The organism is Microbacterium memoriense (assembly GCF_025398275.1).
GTDB lineage: Bacteria > Actinomycetota > Actinomycetes > Actinomycetales > Microbacteriaceae > Microbacterium > Microbacterium memoriense.
In genome coordinates this window covers 157,155-174,926 of record NZ_JAODOR010000001.1, presented here as the reverse complement: position 1 = coordinate 174,926, position 17,772 = coordinate 157,155, and the positions used below count along the sequence as shown (strand labels likewise).

17 protein-coding genes and 1 tRNA gene are annotated in these 17,772 nt (G+C 68.4%); 12 read left to right on the top strand and 6 right to left on the bottom strand.

Annotated features, from left to right (window positions below; all coding sequences use genetic code 11):
- The first annotated feature begins 177 nt into the window (after nucleotides 1-177).
- The 3 genes from pdhA to N4R40_RS00835 are packed head-to-tail and all read left to right on the top strand — an operon-like array spanning nucleotide 178 to nucleotide 3,667.
- The gene (gene pdhA, locus N4R40_RS00845) at nucleotides 178-1,305 is read left to right on the top strand and encodes a pyruvate dehydrogenase (acetyl-transferring) E1 component subunit alpha (protein ID WP_261605471.1); all 1,128 of its coding nucleotides are present in this window, start codon (nucleotides 178-180) and stop codon (nucleotides 1,303-1,305) included.
- The gene (locus N4R40_RS00840; protein WP_261605470.1) at nucleotides 1,302-2,345 is read left to right on the top strand and encodes an alpha-ketoacid dehydrogenase subunit beta; all 1,044 of its coding nucleotides are present in this window, start codon (nucleotides 1,302-1,304) and stop codon (nucleotides 2,343-2,345) included. The genes pdhA and N4R40_RS00840 overlap by 4 nt, the downstream gene beginning before the upstream one ends.
- The gene (locus tag N4R40_RS00835) at nucleotides 2,342-3,667 is read left to right on the top strand and encodes a dihydrolipoamide acetyltransferase family protein (RefSeq protein WP_261605469.1); all 1,326 of its coding nucleotides are present in this window, start codon (nucleotides 2,342-2,344) and stop codon (nucleotides 3,665-3,667) included. Before N4R40_RS00840 ends, N4R40_RS00835 begins: the two co-directional genes overlap by 4 nt.
- On the opposite strand, the gene N4R40_RS00830 is transcribed toward N4R40_RS00835, so the two are convergent.
- Nucleotides 3,664-4,275 (bottom strand): TetR/AcrR family transcriptional regulator, encoded by a 612-nt coding sequence (locus N4R40_RS00830; protein ID WP_261605468.1) that lies wholly within the window; start codon nucleotides 4,273-4,275, stop codon nucleotides 3,664-3,666. The genes N4R40_RS00835 and N4R40_RS00830 overlap by 4 nt on opposite strands.
- A gap of 115 nt (nucleotides 4,276-4,390) precedes the next feature.
- Here N4R40_RS00830 and N4R40_RS00825 point away from each other — a divergent pair, with 115 nt between their 5' ends.
- The 3 genes from N4R40_RS00825 to N4R40_RS00815 are packed head-to-tail and all read left to right on the top strand — an operon-like array spanning nucleotide 4,391 to nucleotide 6,848.
- Entirely contained in the window at nucleotides 4,391-5,572 is a 1,182-nt protein-coding gene (locus N4R40_RS00825; RefSeq protein ID WP_261605467.1) for an acyl-CoA dehydrogenase family protein, read from the top strand.
- Entirely contained in the window at nucleotides 5,569-6,048 is a 480-nt protein-coding gene (locus N4R40_RS00820) for a MaoC family dehydratase (protein ID WP_261605466.1), read from the top strand. The genes N4R40_RS00825 and N4R40_RS00820 overlap by 4 nt, the downstream gene beginning before the upstream one ends.
- Nucleotides 6,045-6,848 (top strand): HpcH/HpaI aldolase/citrate lyase family protein, encoded by an 804-nt coding sequence (locus N4R40_RS00815; RefSeq protein ID WP_261605465.1) that lies wholly within the window; start codon nucleotides 6,045-6,047, stop codon nucleotides 6,846-6,848. The genes N4R40_RS00820 and N4R40_RS00815 overlap by 4 nt, the downstream gene beginning before the upstream one ends.
- An 84-nt stretch (nucleotides 6,849-6,932) precedes the next feature.
- Here the strand turns inward: N4R40_RS00815 and N4R40_RS00810 are convergent, their stop codons facing one another.
- Complete coding sequence (locus N4R40_RS00810) at nucleotides 6,933-7,538, bottom strand: histidine phosphatase family protein (RefSeq protein WP_261605464.1); 606 nt, start codon at nucleotides 7,536-7,538, stop codon at nucleotides 6,933-6,935.
- A 39-nt stretch (nucleotides 7,539-7,577) separates the two neighbouring features.
- Nucleotides 7,578-8,429 carry a Sir2 family NAD-dependent protein deacetylase gene (locus N4R40_RS00805; protein ID WP_261605463.1) on the bottom strand — a complete coding sequence of 284 codons (852 nt, stop codon included), beginning with the start codon at nucleotides 8,427-8,429 and terminating at the stop codon, nucleotides 7,578-7,580.
- Nucleotides 8,430-8,503: 74 nt separating this feature from the next.
- Here N4R40_RS00805 and N4R40_RS00800 point away from each other — a divergent pair, with 74 nt between their 5' ends.
- Entirely contained in the window at nucleotides 8,504-9,298 is a 795-nt protein-coding gene (locus N4R40_RS00800; RefSeq protein ID WP_261605462.1) for a TrmH family RNA methyltransferase, read from the top strand.
- 7 nt (nucleotides 9,299-9,305) lie between these two features.
- Here the strand turns inward: N4R40_RS00800 and N4R40_RS00795 are convergent, their stop codons facing one another.
- Nucleotides 9,306-10,190, bottom strand: coding sequence for an SGNH/GDSL hydrolase family protein (locus N4R40_RS00795; protein WP_261605461.1), 885 nt, complete (start codon nucleotides 10,188-10,190; stop codon nucleotides 9,306-9,308).
- 65 nt (nucleotides 10,191-10,255) lie between these two features.
- Between N4R40_RS00795 and N4R40_RS00790 the strand changes: the two genes are divergently transcribed.
- The 3 genes from N4R40_RS00790 (at nucleotide 10,256) to N4R40_RS00780 (ending at nucleotide 13,423) form a co-directional block, all read left to right on the top strand.
- A complete protein-coding gene (locus N4R40_RS00790) occupies nucleotides 10,256-12,094 on the top strand; it encodes a DEAD/DEAH box helicase (protein WP_261605460.1) in 1,839 nt (612 codons plus the stop codon).
- 83 nt (nucleotides 12,095-12,177) lie between these two features.
- Nucleotides 12,178-13,269: a VIT1/CCC1 transporter family protein gene (locus N4R40_RS00785; protein WP_261605459.1), complete on the top strand. Its 1,092-nt coding sequence runs from the start codon at nucleotides 12,178-12,180 to the stop codon at nucleotides 13,267-13,269.
- Nucleotides 13,270-13,338: 69 nt separating this feature from the next.
- Nucleotides 13,339-13,423 (top strand) — tRNA-Leu (locus tag N4R40_RS00780).
- Between the two features lie 167 nt (nucleotides 13,424-13,590).
- Here the strand turns inward: N4R40_RS00780 and N4R40_RS00775 are convergent.
- The gene (locus N4R40_RS00775) at nucleotides 13,591-14,436 is read right to left on the bottom strand and encodes an endonuclease domain-containing protein (RefSeq protein WP_261605458.1); all 846 of its coding nucleotides are present in this window, start codon (nucleotides 14,434-14,436) and stop codon (nucleotides 13,591-13,593) included.
- Nucleotides 14,437-14,670: 234 nt separating this feature from the next.
- On the opposite strand from N4R40_RS00775, the gene N4R40_RS00770 reads away from it, so the two are divergent.
- Both N4R40_RS00770 and N4R40_RS00765 read left to right on the top strand, forming a co-directional pair.
- The gene (locus N4R40_RS00770) at nucleotides 14,671-15,963 is read left to right on the top strand and encodes a M20/M25/M40 family metallo-hydrolase (RefSeq protein WP_261605457.1); all 1,293 of its coding nucleotides are present in this window, start codon (nucleotides 14,671-14,673) and stop codon (nucleotides 15,961-15,963) included.
- 19 nt (nucleotides 15,964-15,982) lie between these two features.
- Complete coding sequence (locus N4R40_RS00765; protein ID WP_261605456.1) at nucleotides 15,983-16,816, top strand: undecaprenyl-diphosphate phosphatase; 834 nt, start codon at nucleotides 15,983-15,985, stop codon at nucleotides 16,814-16,816.
- Here N4R40_RS00765 and N4R40_RS00760 read toward each other — a convergent pair.
- Entirely contained in the window at nucleotides 16,810-17,676 is an 867-nt protein-coding gene (locus N4R40_RS00760) for a PAC2 family protein (RefSeq protein WP_261605455.1), read from the bottom strand. The genes N4R40_RS00765 and N4R40_RS00760 overlap by 7 nt on opposite strands.
- Nucleotides 17,677-17,772 lie beyond the last annotated feature (96 nt).

The following is a 17,772-nucleotide window of genomic DNA, read 5'->3' as shown; positions in this document are numbered from 1 at the left end:
AGTGCCCAACCATAACAGGGTGAACACGCGCGTGTTACGCAACATGCTCAACCCACTGCCGAATGCTTGAGCGAGGTGCGATGTCGACGTAGCCTCGACTCCGTCGGCGATGAGGCCGACGCTCTGCAACGGCCCCCGGTTCACGAGACCTGCGGCCGGAAAACAGAAGGGACGACGATGACGTACACCCTGACCCCGCCCACCTCCCGCGACGCCGATCTCGACGATCTGGCTGTGCTGCTGACTCCGAGCGGTGAACGGCGATCCGATCCCCAAATGGATCGGTGGGTCACCGACCTGGACGCGGAGGCACTCCGCGGCATGTACCGCGATATGGCGCTCGTCCGACGGATCGACGCGGAGGGAGTCGCGCTGCAGCGTCAAGGCCATCTCGGCCTGTGGGCGCCCGCGCACGGGCAAGAGGCTGTTCAGGTGGGCACGGCACGCGCCGCTCGGCTCGACGACTTCCTCTTCCCGAGTTACCGGGAAGTCGGCGTGCTCACCATGCGCGGTGCACGCCCGGCGGACCTGGTCCTCGGATGGCGCGGCGAAATGCACGGCACGTTCGACCCGCAGAAGCTTCACATGGCCACGCCCCAGATCATCATCGGCGCCCAGACACTGCACGCGGTCGGCTATGCCATGGGCATTCAGCGCGACGAAACCGATCAGGTTGCCGTGGCCTACTTCGGCGACGGAGCGACGAGTCAGGGCGACGTCAACGAGGCGATGATCTTCGCGTCGTCGTTTGCAGCGCCCGTCGTCTTCGTCTGTTCGAACAATCAGTGGGCGATCTCAGAGCCCGTCACGGTGCAGTCGCGCTTCCCGCTCGCCGGGCGTGCACCCGGGTTCGGCATCCCGAGTCTGCGCCTCGACGGCAACGACGTGCTGGCCTGCACTGCCGCGATGCGGTGGGCGCTCGACCACGCACGCCGCGGTCGCGGACCCGTGTTTCTCGAGGCTGTCACCTACCGGATGGGTCCCCACACGACCTCAGACGACCCCACCCGGTACCGCCAGGCAGCGGAGCTCGAACGCTGGCGTGCACGCGATCCACTGACCCGGCTCGAGGCCTACTTGCGTTCCGAAGACGCATTCGACGATGCGTTCGTGGCTGAGATCGCCGTAGCCGGTGATGACTTCGCGGCCGAGATGCGCAGCGTCGTGCTCACGGCCACGAGTCGCCCGCCGCTGGAGGTCCTCGATCACGTCTATGCCGAACCCCACAGTGGGATCGAGCGCGAGCGTCGCCGCTTCGCCGCGTATCTCGACGGATTCGCGGCCGTCGAGGAGGCGGGACAATGACGCAGATGACGATGGGCAAGGCACTCACCGCCGGACTGCACCGCGCGATGAAGAGCGATGACCGTGTGCTGTTGATGGGCGAGGACATCGGCGCCTTAGGTGGGGTGTTCCGCATCACCGACGGCCTGCTCGACGAGTTCGGCCCTCGCCGGGTGATCGACACCCCGCTGGCGGAGTCGGGCATCGTGGGCACGGCGGTCGGCCTCGCCTTCCGGGGATTTCGGCCGGTCGTGGAGATCCAGTTCGACGGATTCGTGTACCCCGCCTTCGATCAGATCGTCTGTCAGGTCGCGAAGCTGCACTACCGCACGGCGGGGCGCGTGAAGATGCCGTTGACGATCCGCATCCCCTGGGCCGGCGGTGTGGGAGCGGCCGAGCATCACTCCGAGTCGCCCGAGGCGTACTTCGTGCACACCGCCGGGCTGCGCGTGGTCGCCGTGTCCAACCCGCAGGATGCGTTCACGATGCTGCAGCAGGCGATCGCGAGCGATGACCCGGTCGTGTTCTTCGAGCCCAAGCGCCTTTATCACGCGAAAGGCGACGTCGACCTGGACGGCGATATCGCCGATGCCGCCCCGATGGGGCTCGCTCGGGTGGTGCGCGAGGGCAGTGACGCGACGATCGTGACCTACGGTGCGCAGGTGGGCACCGCGATGGATGCCGCACTCGCCGCAGAGGACGACGGCATCTCGCTGGAGGTCATCGACCTCCGGTCGATTTCCCCGGTCGACTATCGCACCGTCGCGGCATCCGTCCGCAAGACCGGGCGGATGGTGGTGACCCACGAGGCCGGTGGGGAAGCCGGAGTCGGCGCGGAGGTCATCGCGAGTGTGACAGAACAGTGTTTCTCGTACCTCGAAGCGCCGCCGCTGCGGGTGACCGGGCACGACATCCCGTATCCGCCCGCCAAGCTCGAGCGGCACCATCTCCCCGATCTCGATCGGATCCTCGATGCCGTCGACCGGGTCCTGGACCGGCCGCACAGTCTCAGCGCAGTGGCCGACGACGATCTCGCACCGAGGGAGGGGAGTTCCCGATGACCGCCGAGTTCCGTCTCCCCGATCTGGGCGAGGGCCTCCCGGAAGCCGAGATCGTGCAGTGGCTCGTCGCCGTCGGCGACATCGTCACCCTCAACCAGCCGATCGCAGAAGTCGAGACCGCGAAAGCGATCGTCGAGCTGCCGTCGCCGTTCGCCGGAACCGTGCGCACGTTGCACGCAGCGCCCGGTGAGGTCATCGCGGTCGGCGAGCTCCTCATCTCGATCGATGTCCCCGCTGTGGCCGGAGCCATGGAAGGCGTCGTCGACGACGACGACGACGAGGTGATCCCGCCGAACCTCGTCGGGTACGGGGCGACTCCCCGTGCCAGCGGGCGACCGCAACGTCGGGTGCGCTCCCTCGCGTCGGTGTCGGCATCCGACACCGACGTCCTCGTCGCGGCGCCCCACGATGTTCTGCCGCCCGCGCCCGCCGAGGTGCGGCACGAGCGTCCGCGTTCGACGCCGCCGGTGCGGGCGCTGGCGAAACAGCTCGGCGTCGACCTTTCCCTGATCGAAGCCACGGGGGTCACCGGCGTCATCGGGCGTGAGGACGTTGAGCGGTACGCGGCTCAGCACGCCACTCCGGCAGAGGTGCCGGCATCCGCACCCACCACGGATAGCCGGCGCGAGACCCGCACACCGATTCGCGGAGTGCGCAAGCACACCGCGGAGGCCATGGTGCGCAGCGCCTTCACCGCGCCGCACGTCACATGCTTCCTCGAGATCGATGTGACCGAGACGAGCCGGCTGCTCGCAGACCTTCGCGCCGATCGGCGCCTCGAGGGCCATCGCATCGGCGTGTTGGCGGTCGTGGCGAAGGCCGCCTGTCTCGCGTTGCGCCACGAGCCGTCGCTGAACTCCCGATGGGACGCCGGAGCAGCCGAGATCGTGCAGCATCACTATGTCAACCTCGGAATCGCCGCGGCCACCGAGCGTGGACTCATCGTGCCGAACGTGACCGATGCCGAACGACTCACGCTCGTGGAGCTGGCCGACGCGATCGGCGAGCTCGCCGCCACGGCCCGTACGGGCCGCACTCCGCTGTCGGCTCTCACCGGAGGCACGTTCTCGATCACGAACTTCGGGGTCTTCGGGGTCGACGCCGGCACACCGATCCTGAACCCGGGGGAGGCCGGAATTCTCGGGGTGGGAGCCGTGCGCTCACGTCCCTGGGAGCACCGCGGCGAGATCGTGCTGCGCGATGTCATGACCCTCAGCCTGTCGTTCGACCACCGTCTGGTCGATGGAGAACAGGGATCCCGGTTCCTCGCGGCGGTGGGCGACGTGCTGCGCGAGCCTGGGCGGGCGATGCTCCTCGGCTAGTCGCGCAGTGCGGCGAGCGTCATGGCCGAGAGCACATCGTGCACGACCGCATTTCGGGGCGCCTTCGCCAAGGCGCGCACGCTGTACGGCGTCGAATTGATGAGCCCGAATCCGGCGTGTGCACGCACACGCAGCTCATCGGGCGAACGGTCCGGATGCAGCAGACCGAGGACGACGATCCACAGTTCAACGTACTCGCGCTGAAGTCGCCGCACACGGTGCCGGTCTTCATCGCTGAGATGCGGCAGGTCTCGATCGTGCACGCGGATGACGTCGGCGTCGGCGAGCGCGAACGTCACGTGGAATCCGACGAGGGCACGCAGGTGCGCCCCGGGATCAGCCGGCTCGCTCACGACGGCTTGTCCACCGCTGAGAAGGTCTTCGCTTGCGCGCACGAGGATTGCTCCGAGGAGAGCGCGTTTGCTGGCGAAGTGGCGATAGACCGCAGGGCCGGTGACCCCGACCGCGGACCCGAGGTCTTCCAGGCTCACGCCGTCGAAGCCCCGCGCGGCGAACAGGCGCGCGGCTTCGCGGAGCAGGGCGTCGTGGCGGTCGACCTTCGCGCGCTCACGGGCGGTGGCGTCTGCGGTGGGGGATGTCGTTGCCATTCCAGTTAATCCTCGCTAACCTGATGACGCTCGGGTTAATGAACACTAACCCATAGCCGCGCGGGCGCGCCAGCAGGCGCCGTTCTCGGCATCCGCAGACATCGAAGGAGATGGCATGGGAGCGCTGGATTTGTCCACGTACGGCCTGACGGAGGACCAGCGCGAGCTCGCCGCCCTGGTGCGGACATTCGCCGATGAGGTGGTCGCCCCGCAGGCATACGACGCGGATCGCACCAAGACCCTGTCGATGCCGGTCGTCGCTCAGATGGGGGAGATGGGCCTGTTCGGTCTCCCTTTCCCCGAGGATGCCGGCGGACAGGGGGGCGACTATGTCGCGCTCGGGCTGGCGATCGAGGCGCTGGCGCGCGTCGACCAGTCGATCGCGATCACTCTGGAAGCCGGCGTGAGCCTCGGCGCCATGCCGGTCTTCCGCTTCGGCACCGATGCGCAACGCGCCGAACTGCTGCCCGACCTCCTCTCCGGCCGCGCTCTCGCGGGCTTCGGGCTGACGGAGCCCGAGGCGGGGTCGGACGCCGGGGCCACGCGGACAACCGCACGGCTCGACGACGGCGAGTGGGTCATCGACGGCGCGAAGCAGTTCATCACGAACTCGGGAACACCGATCACGCGCTTCGTCACGGTCACGGCCGTCACGGGGGAGCAGGACGGGCGCAAGGAGATCTCGACGATCATCGTCCCGTCGGGAACCCCGGGATTCACGGTGGGGCCCGCGTACGACAAAGTCGGCTGGCATGCGTCCGACACTCATCCCCTGTCCTTCGCATCGGCGCGCGTGCCCGAAGGGAACCTTCTCGGCGCGCGGGGGCGAGGCTTCTCCCACTTCCTGCACATCCTCGACGAAGGACGCATCGCGATCGCCGCGCTGTCGACGGGAGCGGCGGAAGGATGCCTGGAAGCGGCGATCGATTACGCACACACCCGACGCGTGTTCGGGGAACCGCTCGCGGGCAGACAGGCGATCCAGTTCCAGATCGCGCGGATGCAGATGCGGGTCCACAACGCGCGGCTCGCATGGCTCCACGCCGCGCGGCTCCGCGACCGAGGCCTGCCGTTCAAGACGGAAGCCGCGATCGCCAAGCTCACCGCGAGCGACGCCGCGATGGACAACGCGCGGGATGCCACCCAGATCTTCGGCGGCAACGGGTTCATGAACGAATACGCGGTGGCGCGCCACTTCCGTGACTCGAAGATCCTCGAGATCGGCGAGGGGACGACCGAAGTGCAGCTCCTCGTCATCGCGCGCGCACTCGGTCTCACGGCGGGGGACACGCGATGACCGACATCGTCCAGCGTGGCCTCTACGTCGAAGAGTTCGTGGTCGGGGCACGCTATCGCCACAGTCCGGGGCGAACGGTCACGGAGACCGACAACGTGCTCTTCTCCTCGCTCACGATGAATACGCAGGCACTGCACATGGATGCCGCGTACGCGGCCACCCAGCCGTTCGGCCAGCGTCTCGTCAACTCGATGTGGACGCTCGCGACGATGGTCGGGGCCTCCGTGTCACAGCTCACACAGGGCACACTCGTGGCGCAAGTCGCCCTGTCGGACATCTCCTTCCCGCATCCGCTCTTCGCGGGTGACACGCTCACGACCGAGACGGAGATCATCGATGCCCGCCCATCGTCCTCGCGCCCCGGCCAGGGCGTCGTGACGATGCGGCACACCGGGCGCAACCAGAACGGCGACGTCGTCGCGACCGCGACACGGGTCGCCCTCATGTGGTGTCGGCCCGAGGGGGCACCGGCATGAGAACGGGGTTCGGTCCGGCGCTGCTCTTCTGCCCCGCAGACCGTCCCGAGCGCTTCGCGAAGGCCATGGCGAGAGCGGATACCGTCATCCTCGACATGGAGGACGCCGTTGCCCCCGGTGCGAAAGCCGCCGCGCGCGGCGCACTCATCGCTGCGCACCTCGACCCGGCACGAGTCATCGTCCGCGTCAACCCGTTGGGCACAGCGGACTTCGACGCCGACATCGCCACCCTGTCGCAGACCGATTTCCGCACGATCATGCTCGCGAAGGCCTCCTCTCCCACACACATGTCGCGCGTGGATCCGCGCTTCGCCGTGATCGCGCTGTGCGAGACCGCTGCCGGCGTCGTCGCGGCGGAGAAGATCGCCCGGCTCGACAACGTCATCGCCCTCATGTGGGGGGCGGACGACCTGATCGCATCGCTCGGTGGCACGTCCAGCCGTGATTCGCGGGGTCTCTACCGCGATGTCGCCCGTCACGCCCGTGCGCGAGTGCTGTTGGCTGCCGGCGCCGCGGGGAAGCCGGCGATCGATGCGGTACACCTCGACATCGCAGATGACGAGGGGCTCCGGCGCGAAGGGCAGGATGCGGCCGCGAGCGGATTCGCGGCGAGCGCGTGCATCCATCCGGCCCAGGTCGAGACGATCCGCGCCGCCTATCGTCCGGACGAGGCGATGATCGCGTGGGCCCGGGGCGTCCTTGCTGCCGCCGCGGGCGAGCGCGGTGTGTTCGCATTCGAGGGCCGTATGGTCGACGAGCCCATCCTCCGCCACGCGCGGTCGGTGCTCGCCCGGGCGTAGCGACGGCGCCCGTACGCTGCTGAGGGGGCAGTACGCGCCGCATCCCGCCGCGGATGCGGCCTTACGCGACCCCGCGACGCAGGATCAGCCGATAGGCACGGCGGCGTACGAGCGGACGCTCAGGTGGTGGCGCTCGACCAGGAACTCGTGCGTCGATGCGTTCGCGAGGCGTTCACCCACGAGCGGCAGGGTGTCACCACTCGCGTGCCGGATGAGCTGGGAGATGAGCGCGCCGTGGGACACCGCGATCACCGGCACGTCCCGCGGAGAGTGGAGCCGCCGGGCGTCGCGCACGACGCGGCGGACCGCCCCCACCGCACGTCGGCGGAGCTGGGGGGAGGTCTCGGCATCCGGCACATTCTCACGGTCCCACACGCCGAACTTCTCGTGGTATTCCTCGATGGACAGGCCCTCGGCGACGCCATAGGCGCGCTCACGCAACTGGGGATACGTGTGCGCAAGATCGGTGCCGAGAGCCGCAGCGATGATCTCCGCGGTCTCGCGCGCTCTCGACAGATCACTGGACACCACGAGCGGGTTCACGCCGGCGAAGCGCTCGGCGAGTACCGCGGCCGTCTCGCGTGCTTGCGCGCGTCCGGTGTCGTTGAGCGCAATGTCGGTCGATCCCTGAATACGGCGCGCCGCGTTCCAGTCGGTCTCACCATGGCGCACCAGCAGCAGCGTTGTCACGGTTCGAGCCTACGCCGCCTGGCAGCGAGAGAGGTCCGCTCAGCGCAGGGCAGGGAGCGCACGAGCCAGCGCCCGGAGTACCTCTGTCGTGCCGGCATCCACCTTGACCGTCGCCCGCGCGTCCGCCCTCGTCTGCCCGCGGTTGATGATCACGACGGGCAGTTTCCGGCGTCGCGCGCGTTCGAGGAGCCGGATGCCGGAATTGACGACCAACGACGATCCGGCGATGACGAGCGCGTCGCTCGAGCGGACGAGTTGCTCCGCCTCCTGGAACTTCTCGATCGGGATGTACTCGCCGAAGAAGACGACGTCGGGTTTGAGCATGCCCTGGCAGATCGAGCAATCCGGGACGATGAACCCCTCGCTCGATGACGGCAGCACGTCACCGTCCGGGCCCAGCTCGACATTCTCGGGCACCGTGATCCACGGGTTGTCGGCTTCCACCCGTACCGCGAGATCACGTCGGTCGAACACCTGTCCACAGTGGGTGCAGAACACGCGGCGCATCGTGCCGTGCAGTTCGACCACGCGGCGACTGCCGGCGCGCAGGTGCAGTCCATCCACGTTCTGCGTGATGATGCCGCTCGCGACGCCATGGTGTTCGAGATCTGCCAGCGCGGTGTGGCCGTCGTTCGGGGCGGATGCCGCGAACGCGCTCCAGCCGAGGTGACTGCCCACCCAGTAGCGACGGCGGGCGGAATCGCTCGCCAGAAATTGCTGCGCGGTCATGGGAGTGCGCGTCGGAGCGCCTTTTCCGCGGTAGTCGGGGATGCCGGAATCGGTCGACACGCCCGCGCCGGTGAGGATGGCGATGCGGCGCCCGGCGAGCGCGTCGATCGCGCGGCCGACGGCAGCGGTCGCCTGTGGATCCAACTCGAGCACGGTGGACATCCCATCCTCTCCGGGGCCGAGCCTACGCGTCCTGCTTTTCCGGGATGTTACGGATGCCGTGTCACCATGGAGCCATGCCCGTCCTCAGGATCGCCGAACCCACCGATGATCGGTTGGCGGACTACCGCAACCTGACCGATGTGGCGCTCCGGCGCATCCTCGAACCCGCCGGGGGCCTCTACATCGCGGAATCGGCCAAGGTCATCTCCCGCGCGTTGGCTGCGGGCCATCGCCCGCGGTCATTCCTCGTGCAGGAGAAGTGGCTCGACGACGTGCGCGACCTCGCCGGCGATGCGCCGATCTTCGTCGTCGAGGATGCCGTGGCCGAAGATCTGACCGGGTACGCGGTCCACCGCGGTGCTCTCGCCGCCATGCACCGCCCCGCACTGTTGCCGATGCCGGAGGTGATCGCCGACGCGCGTCTCGTGCTGATCCTCGAGGACATCGTCGACCACACGAACGTGGGAGCGGCCTTCCGTGCGGCGGCAGGGCTGGGAGCGGACGCGGTAGTGATCAGCCCGCGCTGCGCCGATCCGCTCTATCGGCGGAGCGTGCGGGTGAGCATGGGCACGGTCTTCCAGATTCCGTGGACGCGGATGCCGGCCTGGCGGGATGCCCGCGGCATCCTCACCGATGCGGGAATGCATGTCGCGGCTCTCGCACTGAACGAGAAGGCGGTGCCCCTCGACGACTTCGTCGCGAGCCGGCCGGAACGTGTCGCTCTGCTGATGGGGGCCGAAGGCGACGGTCTGTCACGTCGCGCGCTCGAAGCCGCCGACAGCGTCGTCACGATCCCGATGGCCGGGGGAGTGGATTCGCTGAACGTGGCGGCGGCGGCTGCCGTCGCGCTCTGGGCGCTGCGTCCCTGAGGGCTCGTCAGGTCCGCGAGCCGGGCCCGGCGGAGCGGTCGCGCGCGGGCGCCTCGGTGACCACCGGCATGCCGACGGGGCCGGCATCCGGACGCTTGGCGGTGATGTTGTCTCCCGAGGACTGATGACGGAGCCGACGCAGCACCCACGGCACGAGGTGGGCGCGTGCCCACACGAGATCGCCGGCGCGAGCGGACCGCCACGTCATGCGCGGGACCGGATCGGGTTGCATCGGCGCGAGGTCGTTGGGCACGTTGAGCGCGCGGAGCACCATGCGCGCGACCTCGTGGTGACCGAGAGCGTTCATGTGGAGACGGTCGTCGTCGAAGAACCGCATGTCCTGGATCTCTTTGAGCGCCCATTGATCGGCCACGATGCAGTCGTAGCGGTCGGCGATCGCGCGGATGTTCTCGTTGTAGATCGCGACACGACCGCGGATTCCACGGAAGACCGGTGTGAACGCCGTGTCGATGCCCGTGAACACGACGACCGTCGCTCCCTGCGAGCACAGCCGCGCGACGGCATCCTCGAATCGCTGCGCGACAGCATCCGGGTCGCTTCCGGGACGGAGGACGTCGTTGCCGCCGGCCGAGAACGTGATGAGATCGGGGCTGAGCGCGAGCGCCGGTTCGACCTGGTCGGCGATGATCTGCCCGATGAGCTTTCCGCGGACAGCGAGATTCGCGTAGGCGAAGTCGTCGACCTGTTCTGCGAGTACCTCCGCGACCCGATCAGCCCATCCGCGATGCTCATCGACGGTGCCGGGAATCGGATCACCGATGCCCTCCGTGAACGAGTCACCGATCGAGACCATCCGTCGCCACGGGTGCGCCGTCTCATTGGGCACATACGGCGTGCGGTGCTGATCCGGCGTGGGTTCGTTCTTCGCCATGACTCTCCTGACTTGTGGTCACTTCGAGGCTACCGTGTCCGTCCCAGCGCTTAGGGTGGTCACTCGTGGACGCGGACGAGCAGGAGCATTTCGGCAGCTTTGCAGCCGAGCATCTCTCGCCTGCGTTCCCACAGCGGGCACCGTGGGGAACCGCGCAGAATCTGCGTGCCTGGCAGGCCGAGGCGCTCGAGGCGTACTTCGATGCCGACGGGCCGGATGGTGTCGGCAAGGGCCCGCGGGACTTCCTCGCGGCGGCGACCCCCGGCGCCGGCAAGACGACGTTCGCGTTGCGTTTGGCCAGCGAGTTGCTGCGTCGTGGCGTGATCGATCGGATCGTCGTCGTCGCACCCACCGAACATCTGAAGACGCAGTGGGCCGATGCGGCAGCGCGGGTCGGTATCCGCCTGGATCCTCGGTTCAGCAATCGGCAGCACGCGCCGGCTCGGCACTACCACGGCGCCGCCGTGACGTACGCGCAGGTCGCGGTGAAGTCTTCGGTCCACCAGAGGCTGACGATCGAAGCACGCACGCTCGTCGTGCTCGACGAGGTCCACCACGGGGGTGACGCCCTCAGCTGGGGAGAGGCGCTGCGCGACGCGTACGGGCGCGCAACGCGCCGACTCCTCCTGTCCGGCACGCCGTTCCGCAGCGACACCGCTCCTATTCCGTTCGTGGAATATCACCCGAACGACAAAGGCATCCGTCTGTCGCGCACGGACTACAACTATGGCTACGGCCGCGCGCTCGCTGACGGTGTCGTGCGCCCCGTCCTGTTCCTGGTCTACGCCGGGAAGATGCGCTGGCGCACGAAAGCGGGCGACGAGCTCGAGGCGCACCTCGGTCAGGACAATACGAAGGACGTCACGGCGCAGGCGTGGCGGACCGCTCTCGATCCGGAAGGCGACTGGATTCCGGCGGTGTTGCGCAGCGCCGATCGACGGCTGTCCGAAGTACGCGAAGACATCCCGGATGCCGGTGGTCTCGTCATCGCGACCGATCAGACCGCCGCCCGGGCCTATGCCGCGATCCTCCGGGACATCACCGGCGAACAGCCCGCCGTCGTGCTCTCCGATGACAAGGCCGCCTCCGGCCGGATCGAGACATTCGCCCAATCGACGTCGCGATGGATGGTCGCCGTGCGGATGGTGTCGGAGGGTGTCGATGTCCCGCGGCTCGCGGTGGGCGTGTACGCGACGAGCGCGTCGACGCCGCTGTTCTTCGCGCAAGCCATCGGGCGCTTCGTGCGCGCGCGTCGGCGCGGTGAGACGGCATCGATCTTCCTCCCGAACGTCCCGCAACTGCTCGCGCTCGCGGGCGAAATGGAACGCGAACGCGACCACGCGCTCGACCGCGAGAAGGACGACGACGGCCTCCTCGACGACGACCTCCTCGCCGATGCGGAACGCGAAGAGAAGGCCTCCGATGAGCTCGAGCAGGAATTCTCCTACCAGGCGCTCGGATCCGTCGCGCACTTCGATCGGGTGCTGTTCGACGGTCGGGAATTCGGCCAGCTCGCGGTTCCCGGTACACCCGAAGAGGAAGAGTTCCTCGGGCTTCCGGGCCTGCTCGAGCCCGAACACGTGCACGAACTGCTGATGCAGCGGCAATCCCGACAATCGCGTCATCGCCGAGTGCGCGAAGCGGGGGAGTCGGGTGCCGCCACGACAGAGGTCTCGTCGGATGCCATGGATCCGGGGTTGCCGCCCGCCCTGCATCGCACCCTCAAGGAGCAGCGTCAGCTTCTCAACAGTCTGGTCGGACTGTACGCCCGGCAGAGTGGTGAGCCGCACGGCGCAGTGCACGCGGAGCTGCGACGGGTGTGCGGCGGGCCCGAAGTGGCCCGCGCGACGGTCGCGCAGCTCCAGGCCCGTATCGAGGTTCTGCGACGGCGCGTGCACTCCTGACCGGCCCTGCTTCGGAAGCCCGAAATGCTGGCAATCCCGGCATCCGTACCGTGCCCGAAACACCTGCGGATTAGCGTGTGATGGTGAGTGTTCCCCACCCTGTCCAGCCCACCGCACGGGATCGTCGTCGCTGGGCGCAATACCTCGTCGACGAGCGCGCCGAGGGTCAGGTCTACCGTGACCTCGCGCGGCGTCGCGACGGCGAGGAGCGGGAGATCCTGCTGGCTCTCGCCGACGCCGAGCGGCGCCACGAGCACCACTGGCTCGAACTGCTCGGGGGCGAACCGCCGCGATTGCCACGCGCGAGTTCCGGGTCGCGGATGCTGGGCCTGCTGGCCCGCCGCTTCGGTTCGATCTTCGTTCTCGCCCTCGCGCAGAATGCCGAGGGCCGCTCACCCTACGAGAGCGAACCGTTCGCGACGGCGCGCATGGTCGCCGACGAGCGGATCCACGGTGAGGTCGTGCGCGGCCTCGCCGCCCGCGGCCGCCGCCGCCTCTCGGGAACATTCCGCGCCGCCGTGTTCGGAGCGAACGACGGGCTCGTCTCCAACCTGGCACTGGTTCTCGGTATCGGCGCCACCGGCGTGGCACCGCAGTTCGTGCTGTTCAGCGGCATCGCCGGCCTCCTCGCCGGGGCGCTGTCGATGGGCGCGGGGGAGTTCGTCTCGATCCGCTCGCAACGCGAACTCCTCGATGCCACGGAGCCGAGCAATGATGCCGACGAGGTGCTGCCCGATCTCGACCTCGACGCGAACGAGTTGGCTCTCGTCTACCGCACCCGCGGGATGGCGGCTGAAGAATCCCTCGTGGCCGCGCAGCATGTGATCCAGGTCGCTCAGGCTGCCGACCGGTCCGTTCCCTACGCGCGCGCTCCCGAGCAGTCCGCCGAGCACGAAACCGTCGGAAGCGCGCTGGGCGCGGCCGGATCCAGCTTCCTGTTCTTCGCCTCGGGCGCCATCATCCCTGCCGTGCCGTGGCTGTTCGGCATGAGCGGCACCGCCGCCGTGGTGCTCGCGCTCGTGCTCGTGGGCGTCGCGTTGCTCGCGACCGGCGCCATGGTCGGTTTGCTCTCCGGCGCGCCGCCGCTGCGCCGCGGACTGCGCCAACTCGCGATCGGGTACGGCGCGGCCGCGGTGACCTATGCCCTCGGCCTCGCCTTCGGGGTCGCGGTCTGACCTCGATTTCTGAGCGGACCGCGGGTCATGCTAATGTCGTTCTTCGGTTGAGAAACCGAAAAAAGATCTGCGCGGGTGGCGGAATAGGTAGACGCGCTAGCTTGAGGTGCTAGTGCCCGGATAGGGCGTGGGGGTTCAAGTCCCCCCTCGCGCACAGATCGAAAAGGGTCCCGAAAGGGGCCCTTTTTCGTGCGTCCGCGGCGGACACCGGCATCCACCCGGCACATCGGATTCGGCGAGTGTCACTGGATTCGGGTGCCACGGGTTGTTCTCATCCGAATCTGCCGCATCCATCCGAATCCGGTGCAGGGGCGGCGGAGGTCACGCGGCCAGATGGCATCCCTGGGCGATGGCGCGGGCGATCGCGCGCTCCACCTGTTCCCAGCGGTAGAGCACCTCGACGTACGAGAACCGCAGCACCGTGTAGCCGCGCGCGATGAGCTCGCGATCGTGCGCGAGATCCCGCGTTCGGTCGGCGGAGGACGAATGGTGCGCGAAGCCGTCGATTTGGACGACCAGTCGGTCGCCGACGAGGGCATCGACCGCGTTCCCCGCGATCACGACCTGTGCCCGGATGGCGAGGCCCCAGGGCGCGAGTCTGGTCGCGAAGTTCGTTTCAAGCCCCGAATCCATCAGGCCGGTGATGATCGCAGCGAGCTCGCGTGCGCGCGGTGTCCGCCAAGCGACGCGTCGTATCTCCTCCGCTGACAGGCGCAGGGCGCGGATGCCGGACTCCCAGATGACGAGCGCGTGCTCGCGCGGCAAACACTCGGCGACATGTTCGAGTGCGTCGTAGATCGACGCAACCAGTGCTGTGCGACTGGTCGGGACCAGGGCGCGCGACCAATGGGTCACGATCTCACGGTCTTCCGAGAGCGGAGTCTGCGCGTGGGGAGGAACTCGCAGGTGAATGCGGGCGTCTGCGTCCGGCGGGATCCACCAGCCGAAGTGACGCGCCGCGGTGATGCACGAGATCTGCGCGGTGTGCGCCGCAGCGATCACCAGAACGGGTGGCGCAGCCGGCGTCGCTACCCAATACCGGCGGACACGAGCGGCGGCGCCGTTCGCGATTTCTGTGCGGAGCGCGCGCGGCGAGACTCCGGCATCCAGGAGAGTCTGGCGGTGCACGATGCCGCCTCGTTCGTCGATCCACGCGGTCAGGTCCATCGCCCCACCCTGCCGAGCACGGCCATAGCCCGCGGCGCACGCGGACCGATCGGTGGACAAATCCGCGTCCGGGCCCGCGGGGGAGGAGGCTTTGTGCGGTCACCGGATTCGGACAATGTCACCAGAATCGGATGCTGCGGCTCGCCGCACGCCGCATCCGCGGCATCCATCCGAATCCGGTGCACGCGGGGACGCGGCGGAGCGAAGCCTACGGCGGCCGGTAGCGTGGAGCGCATGTCTGAGGAGCTCCCCGAAGTCGCCCAGGTCGCACGAGACCTGATCCGCTTCGACACCACGAACTACGGCGAGGGCCGCGCGAACGGTGAGCGTGAGGCGGCCGAGTACGTCGGCGCCTACCTCGAGTCACTCGGCCTGACGCCTGAGTACTACGAGCCAATCCTCCGGCGCACGAATGTCATGGCTCGGATCCCGGGCCGCGACCCGAGCAAGCCCGCTCTCGTCCTGCACGGACATCTCGATGTCGTTCCGGCGGTCGCCGATGACTGGAGCGTCGACCCCTTCGGCGGGGTCGTCCGCGACGGCATGCTCTGGGGCCGCGGTGCCGTCGATATGAAGGACATGAACGCCATGATCCTCACCTCGGTCGCCGAGCTCCTGCGTGCCGGTGAGCAACCGGCCCGGGACCTCATCGTCGTCTTCTTCGCCGACGAGGAGAACGGCGGTGTCGAAGGCTCGCAACTCGTCGTGCGCGACCGGCCGGAGTGGTTCGCCGGGGCGACGGAGGCCATCAGCGAGGTCGGCGGCTACTCGATCCCGGTCGGTGATCGACGCGCCTATCTGCTGCAGGTGGGGGAGAAGGCCCTCGTCTGGCTGCGGCTGCGCGCGCGCGGGACGGCCGGGCATGGGAGCCGTTTCCACCCGGACAATGCCGTCACGCGGCTCGCCGAGGCCGTGGCGACCCTCGGACGCACGGCGTGGCCGGTCGAGCTGACCGACACCACCCAACAGACGATCGACGGTCTCGCGGCCCTCTGCGGCGCGGACCCGTCGGACCCGGATGGCGTCGCGGATCGCACGGGACCGGCATCCGGGTTTCTGCGGTCGACGCTGCGCACGACGACCAATCCGACCGGGTTGACGGCCGGGTACAAGCACAACGTCATTCCGGATGCCGCGATTGCCGCGATCGATGTGCGCACGCTCCCCGGACAGGAGGACGCGGTCCTCGCCGAGATCCAGCGGATCGTCGGCGACGACATCGAGATCGATATCGCGCACCGTGACATCGGATTGGAAGTACCGTTCTCGGGCGCGCTCGTCGAGGCCATGGTCGCGGCCCTCGACCGGCACGATCCCGGCATTCCCGTCGTCCCGTACCTCATGGGCGGCGGTACGGACAACAAAGCGCTGGCGGAGCTCGGCATCGCCGGATACGGGTTCGCGCCGTTGCGCCTTCCCGCGGAGCTCGATTTCACCGGTATGTTCCACGGTGTGGATGAGCGTGTCCCGATCGACGCGCTCGTGTTCGGTCAGCGCGTGCTCACCGATCTGATCCGTACGTACTGAACCCCCGCGAAAGGCCGTCATGCACCTCATCGAGGCGATCATCCTGGGACTGCTGCAGGGACTGACCGAGTTCCTTCCGGTCTCGTCGAGCGCACACCTGCGCATCGCCGGGGAGATGCTGCCGTCGGCCCAAGACCCGGGCGCGACCTTTACCGCGATCACCCAGATCGGCACCGAATTGGCGGTGCTGGTGTATTTCTGGAGTCGGATCATGCGGATCATCGCGCAGTGGGCGCGATCACTGACCGGCGCCGTTCCGCGCAACGACCCCGATGCGCGGATGGGGTGGATCGTCATCCTCGGAACGATCCCGATCGGAGTGCTCGGCTTCCTCTTCCAGGACGTCATCCGCGACACGTTCCGCAACCTGTGGCTCGTCGCGATCGTGCTCATCGTGTTCGGTCTCCTGCTCGGGGCCGCCGACGCTCTCGGCCGCCGCACGCGCAACGAGGAAGACCTCACCTACCCGCACGGCGTGGCGCTCGGGTTCGCGCAGGCGCTTGCCTTGATTCCGGGGGTCTCGCGCTCCGGGGCGACCACCACGATGGGATTGGCGCTCGGTTACACACGACCCGCGGCCGCCGAGGTCGCCTTCCTCCTGGCGGTGCCGGCGGTCTTCGGCAGCGGGCTGTACGAGCTGTTGCAGGCGCTGCGAGAGCCGGGCGAGCAGGTCTTCACGCTCGTGGAAACCGCCGTCGCCACAGCAGTCGCCTTCGGCGTCGGACTCGCGGTCATCGCGTTCCTGATGCAGTATCTCAAGCGCGGCAGCTTCCTGCCGTTCGTGATCTACCGCCTCGCGCTCGGCGTCGTGCTCATCATCTTGCTGAGCATCGGCGTGCTGCAGGCCTACTGACGCGGCGGGAAGTCCCGGCCCGGCTTGCCCGGCCCTTCGCCGTCGCGGCGGAGATACCGCTCGAACTCCTGCGCGATGGCGTCACCCGACGCTTCGGGGGAGTCCCACGTGTCGCGCGTCTGCTCGAGCTGACGGATGTACTCGGTCATCTCCTCGTCATCGGCGGCGGCCGCGTCGATCGAGGCTTCCCACGCGACGGCCGCCGCGGGCAGGTCATCGCGCGTGAACTCGGCGCCGGTGAGCTCGGACAGGCGGTCAAGCAGCGCGAGCGTCGCCTTGGGCGACGGGCTGTGGCCCGCGACATAGTGCGGGATCGACGCCCAGAGTGCCGCCGACGGGATGCCGGCCTGCTCGGCCGCGAGCGTCAACACGCTCAGGATGCCGACCGGGCCCTCGTACGTGGGTCGCTCGAGGCTGAGTGATGTCCGAAGCTGCTCGTTCTCACTGCCGGAGAAGATCGAGATCGGCCGCGTGTGCGGCACATCCGACATCATCGACCCGAGTGCCACGATTCCGGTGATGTCTTCCGCGAGTGCAGCGTCGATCAGCTCGGCGGCGAAGGCCTGCCACGCGCGGGCCGGCTCGACTCCGGTGAGGATCCACAGACGCGTGCCGTCGGATTCGGCGGGCGGACGCCAGAGGGTCGCTTCAGGCCACGAGAGGGTGCGCGACCCGTCGGTCTCGAGAGCGATCTGCGGCCGGGTGTACTGGTAGTCGAAGTAGAGCTCGGGATCGACCGACAGCACCGCGGTGTAGTCGGCACCCTCGCGCAGACGCGCGACCGCCGACGAGGCCGCTTCGCCGGCATCGTTCCAACCGTCGAACGCGATCACGAGAACCCGCTGCCCCAGTGTGTCCACCGTTCTCCTCACCCTCTGCGAATCGATCCCCCCACGATACGCCGAGTGCCTCCGGCCGGGTCGGAGCACACGGGTGCGGAGCCGTCATCGCTAACA